This window comes from Xanthomonas sacchari (genome assembly GCF_040529065.1).
Taxonomy (GTDB): domain Bacteria; phylum Pseudomonadota; class Gammaproteobacteria; order Xanthomonadales; family Xanthomonadaceae; genus Xanthomonas_A; species Xanthomonas_A sacchari.
In genome coordinates this window covers 3,242,424-3,261,051 of the sequence record NZ_CP132343.1, presented here as the reverse complement: position 1 = coordinate 3,261,051, position 18,628 = coordinate 3,242,424, and the positions used below count along the sequence as shown (strand labels likewise).

The window sequence follows — 18,628 nt, the reverse complement described above, 5'->3', positions numbered from 1 at the left end:
TGCACGCCTAACGATGCAGCGTTACATCATGCCTGCGGCGCGCCGCCCATTCCCGATTCCCGTTTCTCCATTCTCGCCGCCGCTGCGCGGCGGCTCACAACCACCTCGCCCGCTTGAACGCCACATACAGCGCCACGCACACCGCGGCCACGCCGCCGACCATCAGCGGGTAGGCCCAGGGCCATTCCAGTTCCGGCATCTGCTTGAAATTCATGCCGTACCAGCTGGTGATCAGAGTCGGGGCGGCGAGTAGGGCGGCCCAGGCGCCGAGGCGCTTGACCGTTTCGCCCTGGGCCAGAGTGACCAGCGACAGGTTCACGCTCAGTGCGGTGCCGAGCATCTCGCGCAGGGTGTCGATGGCGTCGTTGGTGCGCACCGCATGGTCGAGCACGTCGCGCACGTACAGCCGCACTTCCTCGGCGATCAGCGGGCCGGGGTGGCGCTTGAGGTGCGCCAGCACGTCCTGCAGCGGCGCCACCGCCAGGCGCATCTGGTTGAGTTCGCGCTTGAGTTCGTACAAGCGGATCGCGGTGTCGCGGCGGTACGACTCGGCGAAGATGTCGGCCTCCAGCCGTTCCAGGCTCTGCCGGAAGGCATCGAGGATCGGCTGGTAGTTGTCCACCACGTAGTCCAGCACCGCGTACAGCGCGTACGACGGGCCCAGTTTCATCAGCGAGGCCTCGCGTTCCAGCCGCTCGCGCACCGGCGCGTAGGGCAGCGAGGCGCCATGGCGCACGGTCAGCAGGAAGCGCTCGCCGAGGAAGGCGTGGGTCTCGCCGTAGACGATGCGCTCGTCGATCACCTGCGCGGTATGCACCGCCAGGAACAGCGAGTTGCCGAAGGCCTCGACCTTGGGCCGCTGGTGCGCCTTGCGGGTGTCCTCGATCGCCAGTTCGTGCAGCTGGAATTCCTCCTTGAGCTGCTGCAGCACCGCGTCGCCGGGCTCGTACATGCCGACCCAGACGAAGCCGTCGTCGTGGCCGGCCAGCACGTCGCTGATCTGTTCCAGGGCGATATCGTGGCGGCGGCCGTGGCCGTCGTAATGCACGCAGTTGATGACGCAGGCGGGATTGGCGGTCGCGGAGGCCATGGCGGGAGCGGGTTCGGCGGAGACGCGCGGGGCGAGTGGCGTCGACGGTATCAGCGCTGCGGGCGAGGGCGGGTGAGCGCCCAGGCCAGCGCCGCGTGCACCGGCAGCAGCAGCGCGATCCATTGCAGGTTGAACTGCGGCTGCAGCATCGACAGCCAGTGGATCAGCAGCGCGGCGCCTGCCAGCGCCACCACCAGCCACAGCAGCACGTCGAACCAGCGCCCCGGGCGGCGCCCGCGCAGCAGTGCCACGCCCCCGACCAACAGCGGCAGGCACAGCGGATCCAGCAGCAACAGGTTGCGGTTGCCCCAGGCGGCGCGATGCTCGCTGAAGCCCCACAGATAGAGCAGGACCGCGCCGCCCAGCGCGCACAGCAGCCAGAACGGCAGCGCCAGCGCGGCCAGCCAGCGCGGGCGGCGGCCCAGCGCCAGCACGCCCGCTGCCGCGGCCAGCCCGACCAGCAGCCACGGCCACCAGTGCCGCAGCTGTTCCGGTGGCTCCGGCGGCAGCCGCTGCGGCAGCAACTGCTGGCGCGCCTGCACCAACGGGCGGCCTTCGCTGTTGCGCACCTCGTTCAGGCTCTCGGCCAGGCGCATCGGTACGAAGGCCTCTTCCCAGCGCGACAGCGGCTTGTCGGCGTACGGGCCCAGGCCCAGGTCGAAGCCCAGCCACATCCACGGCGCCGGCGAGGCCAGGCGCACCGATTCGCTGCGGTAGGTGTTGCCGCGCGAGCGGCCGGACAGCTGCGCGTGCAGCGCCCCGCCCATGGCCCGGTCCAGCGCATCGCGGACCATCGTGGCGCAGTTGGCGGTGTAGTAGTCGTAGCGGTAGCGGGCGTTCTCCGGGCGGGCGCGCCAGGCCAGCGCCTGCTGCAGCGCGCGTGCCTGCGCCGGGGCCAGGTCCAGCCACTGGATGTCGACGCCGCGGCCGGCCTCGCGGTACTGCTCCAGGTCCTCCTGCAGCGGCAGCGCGACCAGGTAGTAGCGCATGTCGCCGGTGGCGAAGCGGCCGACGAAGCCCGGTTCGCTGGGGTCGAAGAAGCCGAAGTTGTACGAGGTGGCCTGGCCGCTGCGCGGATCCAGCACCACGATGGCGTCGTGGCCGAAGCGCTCGAAGAACACTTCGCCGGGCTGCATCGTGGCCACGCCGATGCGCGGCGCCGGGTCGCTGGCGTCGGCTGGCGATCCTGTCGGTGCGGGCGGGGCGGCCAGCGGCGGCGGGGCCGCCGGATCCGCGGACGGGGTCTGCGCAAAGGCCAACCCGGCCCACAGCGCCAACAGCAATCCCAGCCAGTACGCCGCGCGCGTGCGCGGCACGGTGCGCGCGCTCAAGCGCCGTCCTGCTCGGCGGGTGGCAGGATGGTGACGTGGAACGCCTGCACCCGGCGCGCGTCGGCCTTCGCCACACGGAACGCGAACCGCCCCAGGGTCAGTTCCTCGCCGGTCTCGGGCAGGTGGCCGATCGCCTCGGTGACCAGCCCGCCGACGGTGTCGTAGTCGTCGTCCGGGAAGTCGGCGCCGAAGCGCTCGTTGAAATCCTCGATCGGGGTCAGCGCATCCACCACGTACTGGCCGTCGGCCTGCGCGGCGATCAGCGAGGCCTCGTCCTCGGCATCGTCGTGCTCGTCGTCGATGTCGCCGACGATCTGCTCCAGCACGTCCTCGATGGTCACCAGCCCGGCCACGCCGCCGTACTCGTCGACCACGATCGCCATGTGGTTGCGCGAGAGGCGGAACTCCTTGAGCAGCACGTTGAGCTTCTTCGACTCGGGAATCAGCACCGCCGGGCGCAGCAGTTCGCGCACCGTGCCCGGGCCGTGGTCGGCGACCACGCCGCGCAGCAGGTCCTTGGCCAGCAGGATGCCGAGGATGTCGTCCTTGTTCTCGCCGTGCACCGGGAAGCGCGAGTGGCCGGATTCGACCACCTGCTTCATCAGGTCGAGGAAGCGCGACTCCACCGGCAGCGACACCATCTGCGCGCGCGAGACCATCACGTCGCCGACGGTGAGTTCGGAGACCGACAGCGCGCCCTCCATCATGCGCAGCGTATCGGCGGCGATCAGGCCGTCGTGCTGCGCGTCGCGCAGCACCTCGACCAGATCGTCGCGGGTGTGCGGGTCGCCGGAGAACACCGAGGTCAGGCGTTCCAGCCAGCCGCGGCGCTTTTCGTGGGGTTCGGGGGAGGAGCTACTCGGTCCGTCTTCAGACATGTTCTGTGGTCAGGCGCCCGGTCGAACGGGCGGTAGCCGCAAGTCTAGCAGGGCGGTCGCGACAGCATCGCGACGCCGGCGGCGCGTGCCGGCAAGCCCGCCGGCGCGGGTTCAGCCGCCCTTGGGCGGCGTGTGCAGCGCGTCCGGCGCCGGGGGCGCGCCCGGCTCCTCGGGCAGGTCCAGGCTGTAGCTGCAGCCGGCCAGGGTCTTGCCGGGGTGCGATTTCACCGTGGACACGCTGAGGATGATCGACTCGATCATCGGCTCGCCGGTCTTGGGGTCGTGCACGTCGCGGCTGAGCACCTCGCGGCCGAACATGGCCTTCTCCGGCGTATCCACCGCCGCTTCCAGGTTCAGGCGCTTGGCCAGCGGCCGCGGGTCGGGCAGGTCCAGGATCGCCATCACGCTGGTGCCTGAGAAGGCGATCTGCTCGCTGCTGTAGCCGAACACCTGGATCGGCCGGACCAATGCGTACTCGGTCATGAACGGGTTGGACTGCGGCAGCGGCCGCCAGCCGTGCGCCACCGCCTTCAGCGGATCGGCCAGCAGCGGCGCCAGCGCGGCGAAATTGGCCTCATGCTGGCGGCATTCCAGCAGCGCCGGCAGGTCGATGGCCGGATCGGCGGTTGCGGCAGGCGCCGCAGTCGGTGGCGCGGCAGGCGCGGCGACGGCAGCGGGAACGGCGCAGGCGAGCGCGAGCAGGACGAGCGAGGGACGGATCAACGCACGGAACCTCGAAGCAGAACGGGGCTGCGGCGATCGCCGCGCGGCCACGTTACCGCCGGGGCTCGCGCTTGACCAGCGCGGGGCGGTGGGGAACACACTAAGCCCCTCTCCCCCCGGGAGAGGGGTTGGGGTGAGGGTCGGTCGCGGTAGCGGGCGTGGGATCTCGGATCAACGCTCGCCGGCGTAGGGGTCGGAGACGCCGAGGTCGGCCAGGATCTCGCGCTCCAGCTGCTCCATCGCCTCGGCTTCCTTGTCGTCCTCGTGGTCCCAGCCGAGCAGGTGCAGCACGCCGTGCACGGTCAGGTGCGCGTAGTGCGCGTTGAGCGGCTTGTCCTGTTCGGCGGCTTCGCGCGCCACCACCGGCGCGCAGATCACCAGGTCGCCGAGCAGCGGCAGCTTCACGCCCTTCGGCAGCCCCTCCGGCAGTTCGGCCGGGAAGCTGAGCACGTTGGTGGCGTAGTCCTTGCCGCGGTAGTGCTGGTTGAGGGCGCGGCCTTCGCGGTCGTCGACCAGGCGGATCGCCAGGTCGGCCTCGCGGATGCGGCCCTTCAGCGCCGCGGCGACCCATTTGCGGAAGCTCGTCGCCGCCGGCAACCCGGCACGGGGCAGGGCGTAGCTGACGCCGACATCGAGGCGGACGGGACCTTTGGTCATGGCGGAACGGCCGGGTGCAGCGGTGGGGTGGACAGTATCGCGCTAACGCACGCTCAGGGCGACGCCCAGTCGCCGGCGTCGTAGGCGATCTCGATCACAGGGGCGTTGCCTGCCGTGCGATCGATGCCGGCGTCCGCGGCGGATTTGCTGCAGTTGAAGCCTTGGTAGAGGGTGCTCTGGCGAACGAGCTGCAATGCCATCTGGTCCGGCTTGCCGTTCGGGTCGATCTGGAGGGTCGGGGTCGCGCAGCCGCCGACATTGGTCACCTGAATGGCGGGCACGAGCGTGCGCGCTGCCTGGTCGGCGAGGGTATCGAAGGCATCCGGTCCGATGTCCTGCGCAGCGGCCGACACGCGCACCTTGAAGTAGTAGAGCTGTTTGTAGAACAGATAGCCGTTGGAGCGGGCCGGTGCATCCTCTGGGTCGAGGCGCAGTTCCATCCGCAGCTTTTCTCCGGGCACCCGTTGAGCCTCTGCGATCGCCGCGACCAGCGCCTTGTCCATGGCGCTGGCGGCCTTCGGCGCCGGTTCGACGACGATGCCCAGCTCGAATCGTTGCGTGCCCAGTTCGTGCAGTTCCGCGTAGGTGCCGCTGGAGACCGCTGCGGCCAGATCGGCGCGGAAGCCCGCCATGCCGTCGGCGATGGCACGCGCCGACTCCTTTTGCCCGGCGGGATAGACGAACACGTTGATGGTCAGTTCCGGATGGCCTTTCAGCACGTAGAGGAAGCCGGCACCGGCGGCCTTGGCGGCCGGGTCGTACTTGCTGCTGCGCAGGCTGAAGTCGTCCACCGTGTCGGGAGCGACCACGTAGCTGGTTTCGACGAAGGGCCGCGCCGGCGTTGCCGCGGGCGGCGTGGCCGCGGCGGCAGCCGCTGGCGCGGCGCAAGCGGCCAGGATCGGCCAGAGCAGACAGGCGAACGACGACGATCGCTGGAACATGGCACCTCCCCGTGCACGGCAGCAGCATCGCAGTGTACGTCGCTCACTGCCGTGTGGTGCGTGCGATTGCTACGAAGCGCCGCGACAGGCGCGCAGCAGCAGGCTCAGGTCACGCATGCGACCAGGAACAGCAGCGGGGTTTTTTCGTCGTCGACGCGGTAGGCCAGGCTGCCCATCGGGCCTCGCTGGCACTGCGGATTGTCGCGCCGGATTTCCACCGTGGCGGCGAAGCGCCCCGACGCGGGCAGCCACACCGCGGCCTGGCCGTGTTCGAGCAGTTGGCCGACGAGGTAGAAGCTGTCCGCTGGCACCTTTGCGTAGGCCAGCGCATTGCAGCCGAAGCGGTCGCGCGTCACGCCGGCGCCTTCGGCCGCATCCAGCAACGCCTGCGCCCGGGTGCCGGCGATCCAGGCCAGGCGTTGCGCTTCGTTGCCGCGCGGCGCAGTCGGCGAAGTGCGGGCGATCGCCGCGGCGCGCTCAAGCACATCGCGCGGCAGGCCGATGCTGGCGGTGTCCTGCACGATCGACAGGCAGGGCGGGGTCAGCGATTGCGCCAGGGCGCTGCGCTGCGGCGCCGGATCCGGCGCTTGCGTTGTGTCGGGCGTCTGGCCGCCGGCACTGCCGGCCACGCCGAGCAGCGTTGCCAGCACGGCGGGCACGACGCGGATCACGCGGTGGGGCCGCTGGCGCGGTCGACGACGTCGCGTTTCTCGTAGGCGTTGACGATGCGCGCCACCAGCGGATGCCGGACCACGTCGCGCGCCTCGAAGAAGGTGAAGCTGACCCCGTCCACCTCGTGCAGCACCTCGATGGCATCGCGCAGGCCGGACTTGACGTGCTTGGGCAGGTCGATCTGGGTCAGGTCGCCGGTGACCACCGCGGTGCTGCCGAAGCCGAGGCGGGTCAGGAACATCTTCATCTGCTCGATGGTGGTGTTCTGCGCCTCGTCCAGGATCACGTAGGCGTCGTTGAGGGTGCGTCCGCGCATGTACGCCAGCGGCGCGATCTCGATGACGTTCTTCTCCAGCAGCTTGACGACCTTCTCCACGCCGAGCATCTCGTACAGCGCGTCGTACAGCGGGCGCAGATAGGGGTCGACCTTCTGGCTGAGATCGCCGGGCAGAAAGCCCAGCTTCTCGCCGGCCTCCACCGCCGGGCGCACCAGGATCAGCCGCTGCACCCGCGATTCGTTCAGCGCTTCCACTGCGCTGGCCACGGCCAGGAAGGTCTTGCCGGTGCCGGCCGGGCCGATGCCGAAGTTGATGTCGTGGGTGGCGATCTGGTGCAGGTACTTGGCCTGGTTGGCGCCGCGGCCGCGTACGGTGCCGCGCTTGACCTTGATCGCAACCTCCTGCGGCTGGTAGGCGCGCTGCGCCACCTGGTCGACGTTGGACTGGTTGAGCCGCAGGTGGATTTCCTGGTCGTCGAAGGCGACGTGGTTGGCCTCGGCGTACAGCGCCTGCAGCAGGCGCTCGGCCGCCGCCACCGCCGGCTCCGGCCCGGTCACCCGGTACACGTTGCCGCGGTTGGAGATCTCCACGCCCAGGCGCAGTTCGATCTGCCGCAGGTGCGCATCGAACGGGCCGGCCAGGTTGGCCAGGCGCTCGGTGTCGGCGGGATCCAGGGTGAAGTCGCGTTGCGCAGGGGTGGTCATGGCGGGCGCGCGCCGCCAGCGGCGACGTCGAAAAAAAGAGGGGCGCAAAGGGTAGCGCGCAGCGCGTAGCCGAGCCAGTGAAGGGGGCGCGGCGGCGGCGTGGGCGTGTGCACGCCGAAGTCGCCGCCGCGCAGCTCGGGGGGGCAGCGCCGAGCACCGCCCCGCCACTTGTGCGGTCACCGCGGCTGCAGGGATGGCAACGTTGTCCACAATGGATGTGGATCGATTGTCCAAAAGCCTGTGGACAACTGCGTGGACGCCTTGCCCGGCAAGGCGCGACCCTGTGGTGGCGAAAAAAATCGCACCTGCCGGCCAGCGCCGGGAGTTCCGCCGCTTGTCCTCCGGGAATCGGCTGCGGCGCGCCTATCGATGTCCACCGCCGCCGCGCGCGTCGCGGGCCTGCATCCACGCGTCCGCGATCGCCCGTGCGCCGGCAAGGTCGTCCACCACCAGCACCAGTTGACCGTGGTGATCGCTGTACTGCACGGCGATGTCGATGCCGGCGTCGCCGAGCAGGCCGGTCAGCAAGCCCAGTTGGCCCGGCGTGTCCTGGTCCAGGCGCAGCAGTACGGCGGGGCGCTCGGCGGCCACGCGCATCCCGTGCGCCTGCAGTGCGTCGCGCACCGGCGCAGCGGCATCGAACAGGAAGTGCGCGACCGCGCGGCCGCCCACCCGCCACGCGCCGCCACCTTCGATGCTGATGCCGGCCGCGCCCAGCGCCTTGGCCATCGCCGCCAGTGCGCCGGGGCGATCGTCGAGATGGATCTCCACGTCCTTCATCGCAGCGCCTCCGCCGTCGCCTCGCCGTGCACGATCGTCGCCTCGCAGCGCACCGCCACCGCGCAGCTGTTGGCGATGAAGCACTGCGCGTGCGCCTGTGCGTGCAGCGCGTGCGCGCGGGCCGCATCGCTGTCCGCGGCAATGGTCACCCGCGGCGCCAGCGCCACCTCGCGGAAGCGCCCGCCGCGGCCGGGATGCAGCTCCAGCCAACCTTGCGCTTGATCGTGGTAGGCCAGGACCCGGATGCCGGCATGCGCGCACAGCGCCAGGTAGGTGAGCATGTGGCAGGCGGCGAGGGCGCCGACGAACAGGTCTTCCGGGTTGTGCAGCGCCGGGTCGCCGCGGAACGCCGGATCGGCGCTGCCCGTCAGCGCCGCTTTGCCGGGGACCTGCAGCGTGTAGTCGCGGCCGTAGCCGGCGTAGTCGGCGGTGCCGTTGCCGCGGTTGCCGGTCCAATGCAACTGCGAAGCGTAATGGTGCAGCGTGTCGGCCATGTGCCTGCCTCGTGTGGGAAGCGGGCACGGTAGGCGCCAGCGCGGCGTCATGCTTCGTCTAGAATCGAAGCATGAGCGAAGCCACACCGCTGTCCCGTGTCGCCTTCCTGCTGGGCGACGCCGCGCGCAGCCGCATGCTGGCGGCGTTGATGAGCGGACAGGCGCGCACCGCCACGGAACTGGCCCTGGACGGCGGCGTGGCGCCGTCCACCGCCAGCCAACATCTGACGCAACTGGTCGAGGCCGGCCTGCTCGCGGTGGTGCGCCAAGGCCGGCACCGCTATTTCCGCCTCGCCGATGCGCAGGTTGCCGCGGCAGTCGAGGCGATGATGGGGCTCGTGCCGCCGCAGACCCGGCGGGTCGGCCCGGCGGATTCAGGCCTGCGCCGGGCGCGGGTGTGCTACGACCACCTCGCCGGCGAACTGGCGATCCGCTGGCGCCAGCAGATGGAGGCGCGCGGGCACCTGCTGTGCACTGACGGCATGGCGCTGAGCGCGTCCGGCACGGCCTGGTGTACGGCGATCGGCATCGACGTGGCGGCGCTGCGTGCGTCGCGCCGGCCGGTGTGCCGGCCGTGCCTGGACTGGAGCGAGCGCCAAGACCATGTCGCCGGTGCGCTGGGCAGCGCCTTGCTCCGGTATCTGCTCGACACCGGCCTGGCCCGGCGCGTGCCGGATTCGCGGGTGGTGCAGATCGGCCCGCGTGGCGAGCGCTTCCTCAGCGCGCTCGACTAGCGCGCGCCCGGCGCCGCTCAGGCCGCGGCGTCGTCCTCGGCCAGGTGCAGGCGGCCGCGCAGCGAATTGCTCAGCGCCTCGGTGATCGTCACGTCGACGAACTGGCCGATCAGGCGCGGGTGGCCGGGGAAGTTCACCGAGCGCATGTTCTCGGTCTTGCCGGTCAGCTCGGCCGGGTTCTTCTTCGACGGGCCTTCCACCAGCACGGTCTGCACGCTGCCGATCATCCCTTGCGAGATCGTCTGCGCATGCGCATTGATGTGCGCCTGCAGCCGCGCCAGCCGCGCGTGCTTGACCGCCTCGGGGGTGTCGTCTTCCAGGTCGGCGGCGGGCGTGCCCGGGCGCCGCGAATAGATGAAGGAGAAGCTCTGGTCGAAGCCCACGTCCTCGATCAGCTTCATGGTCTTGTCGAAGTCGGCGTCGCTCTCGCCGGGGAAGCCAACGATGAAGTCCGAGCTGATCGAGATGTCCGGACGCACCGCGCGCAGCTTGCGGATCTTCTGCTTGAACTCCAGCGCGGTGTAGCCGCGCTTCATCGCGCTGAGGATGCGGTCGCTGCCGGCCTGCACCGGCAGGTGCAGGTAGTTGGCCAGCTGCGGCACGTCGCGGTAGGCCTCGACCAGCGAGTCGCTGAATTCCAGCGGATGCGAGGTGGTGAAGCGGATGCGGCCGATGCCCTCGATCTGCGCGATGCTGCGGATCAGCAGGCCCAGGTCCGCGTGCTGCGTCTCCTCGCCGGCCTCGGCGTCGGCATAGGGGCCACGGTAGGCGTTGACGTTCTGGCCGAGCAGGTTGATCTCGCGCACGCCCTGCGCGGCCAGTTGCGCCACTTCCACCAGCACGTCCTCGAACGGCCGGCTGATCTCCTCGCCGCGGGTGTAGGGCACCACGCAGAACGAGCAGTACTTGGAGCAGCCTTCCATGATCGACACGAAGGCCGACGGGCCTTCGGCACGCGGTTCCGGCAGGCGGTCAAACTTCTCGACCTCCGGGAAGCTGATGTCCACCTGCGACTTGCCCGATTCGCGCCGCGCACGGATCAGCTCCGGCAGCCGGTGCAGGGTCTGCGGGCCGAACACCAGGTCCACGTAGGGCGCGCGCTTGACGATGGCTTCGCCTTCCTGCGAGGCGACGCAGCCGCCGACGCCGATGATCACCGGCTTGCCGCCGGCCTTCAGCGCCTTCCAGCGGCCGAGCTGGCTGAACACCTTTTCCTGCGCCTTCTCGCGGATCGAGCAGGTGTTGACCAGGACCACGTCCGCTTCTTCGGGGTTGTCGGTCAGCTCCAGGCCTTCGGACGCGGCGAGTACGTCGGCCATCTTGGCCGAGTCGTACTCGTTCATCTGGCAACCGTGGGTCTTGATGTACAGCTTGCCGCGCACCGGCGCGGGTGCGGCGGCGGTGCCGGCAGAGGGCAGGGGATGCAGGACGGTCCCGGGCATGGCGCTTAATCCAGGCGGGTGGAAAGGAAGCCGGCTAGTCTACCCCTGCCGGCGCGCGGGCGCAGGTCCAAGCGTGGCCGACAAAACTACTGCGCAGCCGCCAGGCGGGCGCGGACGGTGCTCGGAATCCTCATGTACCACTCGTACACTGCGGTTCCTCCGCGCCGTCCGCACCCACCTGGCGACTGCTCGCGACGTTTTTTCAGCCACGCTTAGCTCGCTGCGGCATCCACCGCCAGCGCGCGCTGCACAGCCGGCCGCGCGGCCATGCGCGCGGCGTAGGCGCGGGTCGGCGCCGGCGAATCGAGCAGGCCGAACTGCAGCATCCAGCCCAGCGCGCTGCCCCACAGCACGTCGGCGGCGCTGCAACGCGCGCCGAGCAGGTAGTCGCCGCGCGCCAGTTGCGCGTCCACCACCGCCAGCACGGTATCGCAGTCGGCATAGGGCGACATCGCCCGCGGCGGCGGTTCGCGCTTGAGCGCGCGGTCGACCAGCGCCGGTTCGAAGCAGGCGCCGTAGAACGCCAGCCAGCGCAGGTAGGGGCCGCGCAGCGGGTCGCCGATCGGCGGCGCCAGCCCGGCTTCGGGATACAGGTCGGCCAGGTAGGGGTAGATCGCGCCCTGTTCGGTCACCACCGCGCCGGCGTGCACGATCGCCGGCACCTTGCCCATCGGGTTGATCGCCAGGTAGTCCGGCGCCAGTTGCGCCTGCCGGTCGAAGTCGATGCGCTGGATGGCGTAGTCGGCGCCCAACTCCTCGAGCAGGATCAGCACGCCGCGCGAGCGCGAACGCGGGTTGTGGAACAGGGTGATGTGGCGGTCGCTGGTCATGGGCGGCTCCTGGCTGGTCGGTGCGAACACCCTAGACCCCATTGCGGACAGATCCTGTCCGCAATAGCGTGCAGCGATGTCATCGCCCGCTGCCCGCCTGTTGCGCCTGATCGCCCTGCTGCAGACCCGCCGGCTGTGGTCCGGCGCCGAGTTGGCCGAGCGGCTCGGCGTGGACCGGCGCAGCCTGCGCCGCGACGTGGAGCGGCTGCGCGCGCTGGGCTACGCCGTGGAGGCTGCGGCCGGGGTCGGCGGCGGCTACCGGCTGGCCGCCGGCGCGCAGATGCTGCCGCTGCTGTTCGAGGAGGACGAGGCGGTGGCGGTCGCGGTGGCGCTGCGCGCGGCCTGCGCCAGCATGGCCGGCCTGGAGGACACCGCGGTGCGGGTGCTGGCCAAGCTCGAACCGCTGCTGCCGGCGCGGGTGCACCAGCGCGCCGACGCCTTGCAGGGGGCGACCCTGGCGCTGAGCCAGGACCCGCTGCGGCCGGACACGCGGGTGCTGATCGGTGTCGCCAGCGCCTGCCGCGACCGTCGGCTGCTGGGGTTCGCCTATCGCGATCACGGCGGCCGCGCCAGCCAGCGCCTGGTCGAGCCGCTGCGCCTGGTCAACGCCGGCCGCCGCTGGTACCTGCTGGCCTGGGACCGTGACCGCGGCGACTGGCGCACCTTCCGCGCCGAGCGCATCGTGCCGCCCCTGCAGCTCGGCGCGGCGGTGGCATTGCGCCTGCCGCCGCAGGACGCAGCGGCCATGGTCGATGCGGCGATCCGCTACAGCCCGCAGGCGCTGGGCTACGCGCTCAGCGTGCGGCTGCGCGGTAGTGCCGCGGAGCTGGGGGCGCGCATTCCATTGTGGTGCGGCACCCTGCAGGACGAGGCCGATGGCCACTGCCGGCTGTCGCTGCTGGCCGACGCGGTGCCGTGGCTGGCGGCGCAGCTGCTGACCATCGGCGTGCCGTTCGCCGGGCTGCAGGCCGAACCCGACGTGCTGGCGGCGCTGCGCAGGACCCTGAACGCGTTGCTGGAGCAGCTTCAGGCGCCGGTGCCCGAGGAATAGGCACCTGGGCCCGCCGGCGACCATGCCTTGCGGCGGTGCAGAGATGGCGCGCACTTGGCAAGCGCCGGGGAAGTTGGGACACTCGCCGCCATGAAGGGGATGCTGTGGCTCCTGGGGCTGGGATTCGCCACGTTGACGGCTGCGCCGGCCAGCGCCGGCACCCTGTACAAGTGCACTGGCAGCGACGGCGTGCCCAGCTACGGCAGCAAGCGCGTGTCCGGCGCCAGTTGCAGCGTGATCGGCCGCTACACCCCCGACCGCCGCGCCGCGCGTGCCACTCCGGCGCCTGCGCCGGCCAAAGCCAGTGTCGAGCGCTCGAGCCGCGGCGTCATCGCCACTGCCGGCACGGTGGCGCCGGCCACCCTGATCAGCGCCACGGTCGCCGCGCCGGCCACGATTACCGCCAACGCCGTGCCCAACCAGGTCGCCCCGGTATCGCCCGTCAGCAATGGCGCGCCGCGGCGCCTGGTCAGTGGCCAGCTGTATTCGTACATGAAGGACGGCGTGCGCCATTACACCAGCGCGCGCCCGACCCAGGTCGCCAATCTCGGTGCGGTGCGCACGATCCGCTACAGCTTCATGGAGACCTGCTACGCCTGCGCCAATCCCGGGGTCAACTTCGGTGCGGTACGCCTGAACACCACCGCCTACCAGAGCGAGATCGCCGCGGCCGCGCGCGAGTACGGCGTCGACGAGGCGGTGGTGCGCGCCATCATCCATGCCGAGTCCGCCTACAACCCGATGGCACTCAGCCGCGCCGGTGCGCAGGGGCTGATGCAGTTGATGCCGCCGACCGCACGCCGCTTCGGCGTCAACGATTCGTTTGATGCAGCGCAAAACATTCGCGGTGGCGTGCAGTACCTGGCGTGGCTGCTGAAGCGCTTCAACGGCAACCTCAGCCTGGCCGCGGCCGGCTACAACGCCGGCGAGGGCGCGGTAGACAAACACGGCGGGATCCCGCCGTACAGCGAAACCCAACGCTACGTGCAACGGGTGGGCGTGCTCGCCGAGCGCTATCGCGGCGTGCTGGCGACCGCGCATTGAGCCGTCGCCGCGGCCCGGCAGGAGGCGTCGCGCGTCCATTGTCGTCGCGTTAAGGGTTCCGCTACACTGCAGTGGATTCAGTGCGGCTCGACCCCCACCGAGCTGCTGGCAGCCTCACGCTACCCAATCACAGATCGGAGTGCCGGATGGCCAACGATGGGGTCAACGATTCTGTAAACGCAGGACGCCGCCGCTTTCTCACCGCCACTACGTCCGTCGTGGGCGCGGTCGGTGCGGGGTTCGTGGCGGTTCCGTTCATCAAGTCCTGGAATCCGAGCGCAAAGGCCAAGCTGGCCGGCGCGCCGGTCACCGCCGACATCAGCGCCCTGCAGGAAGGCCAACGCCTGATCCTGGAGTGGCGCGGCCAGCCGATCTGGATCGTCAAGCGCTCCAAGGCGATGCTCGATGCGTTGCCGTCGCTGGATAGCCGGCTCAAGGATCCGGAGTCCACCAACAAGGACCAGCAGCCGGACTACGTGCTGAAGAACCCGGAGTACCGCTCGATCAAGCCCGACGTCTCGGTGCTGGTCGGCCTGTGCACGCACCTGGGCTGCTCGCCGGAAATGGTCGCCGAGATCCGCCCCGAACCCTACGACCCCGACTGGAAGGGCGGCTATTTCTGCCCCTGCCACAAGTCGCGCTTCGACATGTCCGGCCGCGTGTTCCAGGGCGTGCCGGCGCCGATCAACCTGCTGGTGCCGCCGCACCACTACCAGGACGACAACACGCTGGTGATCGGCGTGGACCCGAGCGCGTCCGCGAAGGGAGGGGCGTAAGTCATGGCCGACAACATCCTCACCCGCACCGCGGGCAACGTGTTCGACTGGGTCAACGAGCGCGCCCCCGGGCTGATGCCGTTCTACCGCAAGCACGTCACCGAGTACTACGCGCCGAAGAACTTCAACCTCTGGTACTACTTCGGCTCGCTGGCGATGGTGGTGCTGGTCAACCAGATCGTCACCGGCATCTTCCTGACGATGCACTACAAGACCAGCGCGGCCGAGGCGTTCAACTCGGTCGAGTACATCATGCGCGACGTCGAGTGGGGCTGGCTGATCCGCTACATGCACTCCACCGGCGCCTCGCTGTTCTTCATCGTGGTGTACCTGCACATGTTCCGCGGGCTGATGTACGGCAGCTACAAGAAGCCGCGCGAGCTGGTGTGGATCCTGGGCATGCTGATCTACCTGGTGCTGATGGCCGAAGCCTTCATGGGCTACGTGCTGCCCTGGGGGCAGATGTCGTTCTGGGGCGCCAAGGTGATCATCTCGCTGTTCGGTGCGATCCCGGTGATCGGCAACGGCCTGACCGAGTGGATCATGGGCGACTACCTGCCGTCCGACGCCACCCTCAACCGCTTCTTCGCCCTGCACGTGATCGCGCTGCCGCTGGTGCTGCTGTTGCTGGTGGTGTTGCACCTGGGCGCGCTGCACGAGGTCGGTTCCAACAATCCCGACGGCGTGGAGATCAAGAAGGGGCCCAAGGGCAACCGCTGGAACCCGAACAAGCCGGCCGACGGCATTCCGTTCCATCCGTACTACACGGTCAAGGACCTGGTCGGCGTCGGCTTCCTGCTGATGATCGGCGCCTTCATCATCTTCTTCGCGCCCGGCTTCGGCGGCCTGTTTCTGGAGCACGACAACTTCACCGAGGCCAACCGCCTGGTGACGCCGGAGCACATCAAGCCGGTCTGGTACTACACCCCGTACTACGCGATGTTGCGGGTGGTGCCGAACAAGCTTGGCGGCGTGCTGGTGATGTTCTCGGCGATCGCGATCCTGTTCCTGGTGCCGTGGCTGGACCGCGCCAAGGTCAAGTCGATCCGCTACCGCGGCTGGATCTCGCGGGTGATGCTGGGGATTCTTGCGGTGTGCTTCGTCTGGCTCGGCGTGATCGGTTCCGGTCCCGGCACCGAGATCATCGAGACCTACATCGGTCGCGTGCTGACCGTGCTGTATTTCGCCTTCTTCCTGACGATGCCGATATGGACTTCGCTGGATCGAACCAAGCCGGTGCCGGAGCGGGTGAGCAGCCATGACTAAGCGCCTGATCGCCGTGCTCGCCGGCTTTGCGTCGGCCTTGCTGCTGTCCGCCTCGGCCATGGCCGCCGAGGGTGCCGCCACCCTGCAGGCCGGCAACGACCTGGGCGACCGCGCCTCGCTGCAACGCGGCGCCAAGCTGTTCATGAACTACTGTTCCGGCTGCCATTCGCTGAAGTACCTGCGCTACCAGCGCATGGCCGAGGATCTGGGCCTGAGCGAGGACGAGGTGATGCACAACCTCAACTTCACCGGCGCCAAGATCGGCGAACACATCGAGACGGCGATGCCGCACGATGCGGCGACCAAGTGGTTCGGCAAGGCGCCGCCGGACCTGAGCCTGATCGCCCGCGTGCGCGGCACCGACTGGGTCTACACCTACCTCAAGTCCTTCTATCTCGACCAGTCGCGGCCGCTGGGCTGGAACAACAAGCTGTTCGCCAACGCCTCCATGCCCAATCCGCTGTGGGATCTGCAGGGCCTGCAGCAGCCGGTGTACGGCAAGGCCGAGCAGCCGGGCGTGGACAAGCCGGTGGAGCGGCTGCAACTGGCCACGCCGGGCAAGCAGAGCCCGGCCGAGTTCGACCAGACGGTGCGCGACATCAGCAATTTCCTCGAGTACGCCAGCGAACCGGCGGCGCTGAAGCGGCAGAACCTGGGCGTGTGGGTGGTGCTGTTCCTGGCGCTGCTGACCTTCCTGGCCTATCTGCTCAAGAAGGAATACTGGAAGGACGTGCATTGAGCGGCGGCCGTTCCGGCCGCATCCCGGCTGCACCGTTGCTGAGCCGATCCCCTGTTCATCCTATTGGCTTTTGTGAGCGAGGGTTGCACACTCAGGGGCCGTGACGACCGTCCGCAATGTGCGGGCGGCGTCGATGCGGCCGGCGGATTCCGGCCGTCGGAGAGCCTTGAATGGCGGCGAGTTTGCGCATGCGAAATACCTTGACGTTGTTTTCCTCCACGGATGATGTCCTGTGCCACCGCGTCCGCCTGGTGCTCGCGGCCAAGGGCGTGACCTACGATTTCGTGGCGGTGGATCCGCAGAATCCGCCGGAAGACCTGATCGACCTGAATCCCTACCACTCAGTGCCGACGCTGGTGGAGCGCGAGCTGGTGCTGTACGCCGCCTCGGTGGTCAGCGAGTACCTGGACGAACGTTATCCGCATCCGCCGCTGATGCCGGTCGACCCGCTCTCTCGCGCGCGCCTGCGCCTGGCGATGCTGCGCATCGAGCACGACTGGGTGCCGCAGGTGCAGGCGATCCAGCTTGGCAACAAGGCCCAGGCCGAGGCCGGGCGCAAGCGCCTAAAGGAACTGCTGACCGCCTCGGTGCCGCTGTTCAAGGCCAGCAAGTTCTTCCTCAATCCGGAGATGAGCCTGGCCGATTGCGCGATGGCGCCGATCATCTGGCGCCTGCAGGCGCTGGATATCCCGCTGCCGAAGGACGGCAAGGCGATCGAGGATTACGGCAACCGCATCTTCCGCAATCCCGGTTTCATCCGCAGCCTGACCGACCAGGAAAAGAAACTGCGCGACCTGCCGGCATGATGCCGTGCGTCGCGCCGTCCCCGCTGTGTTCCGAGCTGTACCGGCGTTGCGCGCCGGCACGTAGAATGGGCGCATGACCGAAGACACTTCCCGCATGACCAGCCATCGTCCGTACCTGTTGCGGGCGCTGGTGGAATGGATCAACGACAACGGCATGACCCCGCACATCCTGGTGGATGCGGGCCTGCCCGGCGTGCAGGTGCCGCCGAGCGCGGTCAAGGACGGGCGGGTGGTGCTGAACATCGCCGAGCGCGCCGTGGTGCGCCTGCAGATCGACAACGACGGGGTCAGCTTCACCGCCCGCTTCGGCGGCGTCAGCTACCCGGTGCAGGTGCCGATGTCCGCGGTGCTGGCCGTGTATGCGCGCGAAACCGGGCAGGGCATGGCGCTGCCGGACGACATCCACGGCGCCAGCGAGCCGCCGGGCGACGACACCCCGCCACCGCCGCGGCCGGGCGGTTCCGACGACGCCGGCAAGCGTCCGCGCCTGCGCGTGGTCAAGTAAGTCAGGAGGCGTGGCCTCTGTGGCCGCGCTGCGCCCAGCCAAGCGTTGGCGTTCGCGATGTGCGGACATCGCACGCACCGCGTTCTGCCGTAGGAGCGGCTTTAGCCGCGACGGGCATTACTGGTAATGCCCGTCGCGGCTAAAGCCGCTCCTACGACGGGCGGATAGATCCCGGCAGTTGCCGTCCATTCGAGATGGCATGCGAAGCAGTTTCCCACTCACCTTGTCAGTCGCCACGAGGCCGCGTGCCATCGATGCGCAGCCGTGGTGCCTTGGCTCATTCGCGCTGCGCGCGCGCTTCCTGCAGGCTGCTCACGCTGGCCACCGACGGCCCGCTGAAGGCGATCAGCTGGTCGCCGAGCAGCACCAGGCGGCCGCTGTGGCGGTCGCTGCCGTCGTAGGAATAATCGAAGCGAAAGCTGCGTTCGAAGCCGAGCCAGCCGTTGGGCAGGCGCCGCAGGCGCAGGCCGGTGCCGTGCACGCTCTGGTCCAGCCACTGCACGTCGGCAGCCTTGCAGGCATTGCGGCCGAGGATTTCGGCGCGTTCGGCGGCGGCGCGCGAGGCGTTCCAGAACGCGAACACCGCCGCGCCGGCGATCATCAACAGGATCAGGCTGGGCATGGCGCCACTGTAGCGAGGCGCCGGTGGGTGGGCAATCTGGTGTGGGGCCGGGATTGGGGATTCGGGATTGGGGATTGGCAGGTGGGTCGGCGGCTGTTGGGGCGGTGTACTGCCGGACGATGCCGCGTGGTCGCGCGCCTGCTGATGGCTTTGGGTGCTGAGCCGAAGTGCTGTAACAGCCACCATTCTCCTGCGCATCGCTCGCACATTGTCTTGATTGCACGATGTGCCTACCAGCAGGAATCTTTTGGGCCAACCTTGCGGT

The 18,628-nt window shown here is 69.4% G+C and carries 21 protein-coding genes and 1 other RNA gene; 9 read left to right on the top strand and 13 right to left on the bottom strand.

All coding sequences use genetic code 11. From position 1 onward, the window contains the following. Window positions 1-94: 94 nt before the first annotated feature. The 10 genes from RAB71_RS13740 to RAB71_RS13695 all read right to left on the bottom strand — a co-directional run bounded on the left by RAB71_RS13740 (window position 95) and on the right by RAB71_RS13695 (window position 8,548). Window positions 95-1,090 (bottom strand): magnesium and cobalt transport protein CorA, encoded by a 996-nt coding sequence (locus tag RAB71_RS13740; RefSeq protein ID WP_010342143.1) that lies wholly within the window; start codon window positions 1,088-1,090, stop codon window positions 95-97. A 50-nt stretch (window positions 1,091-1,140) separates the two neighbouring features. After that, window positions 1,141-2,301 (bottom strand): DUF4105 domain-containing protein, encoded by a 1,161-nt coding sequence (locus tag RAB71_RS13735; RefSeq protein ID WP_234006657.1) that lies wholly within the window; start codon window positions 2,299-2,301, stop codon window positions 1,141-1,143. Window positions 2,302-2,417: 116 nt separating this feature from the next. After that, the gene (locus RAB71_RS13730) at window positions 2,418-3,299 is read right to left on the bottom strand and encodes an HlyC/CorC family transporter (protein WP_019801191.1); all 882 of its coding nucleotides are present in this window, start codon (window positions 3,297-3,299) and stop codon (window positions 2,418-2,420) included. 111 nt (window positions 3,300-3,410) lie between these two features. Continuing rightward, window positions 3,411-4,022 (bottom strand): hypothetical protein, encoded by a 612-nt coding sequence (locus tag RAB71_RS13725; protein WP_010342140.1) that lies wholly within the window; start codon window positions 4,020-4,022, stop codon window positions 3,411-3,413. A gap of 171 nt (window positions 4,023-4,193) precedes the next feature. Further along, entirely contained in the window at window positions 4,194-4,679 is a 486-nt protein-coding gene (gene ybeY / locus RAB71_RS13720) for an rRNA maturation RNase YbeY (protein WP_010342139.1), read from the bottom strand. A gap of 53 nt (window positions 4,680-4,732) precedes the next feature. Continuing rightward, window positions 4,733-5,620, bottom strand: a complete 888-nt coding sequence (locus tag RAB71_RS13715) for a hypothetical protein (RefSeq protein WP_010342138.1) — start codon at window positions 5,618-5,620, stop codon at window positions 4,733-4,735. A 104-nt stretch (window positions 5,621-5,724) separates the two neighbouring features. Then, window positions 5,725-6,279, bottom strand: coding sequence for a hypothetical protein (locus RAB71_RS13710; protein ID WP_234006585.1), 555 nt, complete (start codon window positions 6,277-6,279; stop codon window positions 5,725-5,727). A gap of 8 nt (window positions 6,280-6,287) precedes the next feature. Next, complete coding sequence (locus RAB71_RS13705; RefSeq protein ID WP_010342136.1) at window positions 6,288-7,274, bottom strand: PhoH family protein; 987 nt, start codon at window positions 7,272-7,274, stop codon at window positions 6,288-6,290. 363 nt (window positions 7,275-7,637) lie between these two features. Continuing rightward, on the bottom strand, window positions 7,638-8,054 hold the full coding sequence (locus RAB71_RS13700; RefSeq protein WP_010342135.1) for a hypothetical protein: 417 nt from the start codon (window positions 8,052-8,054) through the stop codon (window positions 7,638-7,640). Further along, on the bottom strand, window positions 8,051-8,548 hold the full coding sequence (locus RAB71_RS13695; RefSeq protein WP_010342134.1) for an OsmC family protein: 498 nt from the start codon (window positions 8,546-8,548) through the stop codon (window positions 8,051-8,053). The genes RAB71_RS13700 and RAB71_RS13695 overlap by 4 nt, the downstream gene beginning before the upstream one ends. Before the next feature lie 71 nt (window positions 8,549-8,619). On the opposite strand from RAB71_RS13695, the gene RAB71_RS13690 reads away from it, so the two are divergent. Next, on the top strand, window positions 8,620-9,282 hold the full coding sequence (locus RAB71_RS13690; RefSeq protein ID WP_010342133.1) for a helix-turn-helix transcriptional regulator: 663 nt from the start codon (window positions 8,620-8,622) through the stop codon (window positions 9,280-9,282). Window positions 9,283-9,299: 17 nt separating this feature from the next. Here RAB71_RS13690 and miaB read toward each other — a convergent pair whose 3' ends face one another. Next, window positions 9,300-10,724 (bottom strand): tRNA (N6-isopentenyl adenosine(37)-C2)-methylthiotransferase MiaB, encoded by a 1,425-nt coding sequence (miaB, locus tag RAB71_RS13685; RefSeq protein WP_010342132.1) that lies wholly within the window; start codon window positions 10,722-10,724, stop codon window positions 9,300-9,302. A gap of 132 nt (window positions 10,725-10,856) precedes the next feature. Between miaB and RAB71_RS13680 the strand changes: the two genes are divergently transcribed. Next, a non-coding RNA gene (locus tag RAB71_RS13680) (sX9 sRNA) lies at window positions 10,857-10,932 on the top strand. A 4-nt stretch (window positions 10,933-10,936) separates the two neighbouring features. Here RAB71_RS13680 and RAB71_RS13675 read toward each other — a convergent pair. Then, entirely contained in the window at window positions 10,937-11,554 is a 618-nt protein-coding gene (locus RAB71_RS13675; protein ID WP_010342131.1) for a glutathione S-transferase family protein, read from the bottom strand. Between the two features lie 76 nt (window positions 11,555-11,630). Here RAB71_RS13675 and RAB71_RS13670 point away from each other — a divergent pair, with 76 nt between their 5' ends. From RAB71_RS13670 to RAB71_RS13640, 7 genes are all read left to right on the top strand, one after another. Further along, a complete protein-coding gene (locus RAB71_RS13670) occupies window positions 11,631-12,605 on the top strand; it encodes a YafY family protein (protein WP_104609468.1) in 975 nt (324 codons plus the stop codon). Between the two features lie 90 nt (window positions 12,606-12,695). Further along, window positions 12,696-13,649 (top strand): lytic transglycosylase domain-containing protein, encoded by a 954-nt coding sequence (locus tag RAB71_RS13665; protein ID WP_010342128.1) that lies wholly within the window; start codon window positions 12,696-12,698, stop codon window positions 13,647-13,649. A gap of 146 nt (window positions 13,650-13,795) precedes the next feature. Then, window positions 13,796-14,425: a ubiquinol-cytochrome c reductase iron-sulfur subunit gene (petA, locus tag RAB71_RS13660; RefSeq protein WP_010342127.1), complete on the top strand. Its 630-nt coding sequence runs from the start codon at window positions 13,796-13,798 to the stop codon at window positions 14,423-14,425. A 3-nt stretch (window positions 14,426-14,428) separates the two neighbouring features. Then, on the top strand, window positions 14,429-15,691 hold the full coding sequence (locus RAB71_RS13655; RefSeq protein ID WP_010342126.1) for a cytochrome bc complex cytochrome b subunit: 1,263 nt from the start codon (window positions 14,429-14,431) through the stop codon (window positions 15,689-15,691). After that, window positions 15,684-16,430 carry a cytochrome c1 gene (locus RAB71_RS13650; protein ID WP_010342125.1) on the top strand — a complete coding sequence of 249 codons (747 nt, stop codon included), beginning with the start codon at window positions 15,684-15,686 and terminating at the stop codon, window positions 16,428-16,430. The genes RAB71_RS13655 and RAB71_RS13650 overlap by 8 nt, the downstream gene beginning before the upstream one ends. Window positions 16,431-16,600: 170 nt before the next feature. Next, on the top strand, window positions 16,601-17,236 hold the full coding sequence (locus tag RAB71_RS13645) for a glutathione S-transferase N-terminal domain-containing protein (RefSeq protein WP_010342124.1): 636 nt from the start codon (window positions 16,601-16,603) through the stop codon (window positions 17,234-17,236). Window positions 17,237-17,309: 73 nt separating this feature from the next. Next, window positions 17,310-17,741 (top strand): ClpXP protease specificity-enhancing factor, encoded by a 432-nt coding sequence (locus tag RAB71_RS13640; RefSeq protein ID WP_010342123.1) that lies wholly within the window; start codon window positions 17,310-17,312, stop codon window positions 17,739-17,741. Window positions 17,742-18,018: 277 nt separating this feature from the next. Here RAB71_RS13640 and RAB71_RS13635 read toward each other — a convergent pair whose 3' ends face one another. Next, the gene (locus RAB71_RS13635; RefSeq protein ID WP_010342122.1) at window positions 18,019-18,363 is read right to left on the bottom strand and encodes a DUF3301 domain-containing protein; all 345 of its coding nucleotides are present in this window, start codon (window positions 18,361-18,363) and stop codon (window positions 18,019-18,021) included. Window positions 18,364-18,628 lie beyond the last annotated feature (265 nt).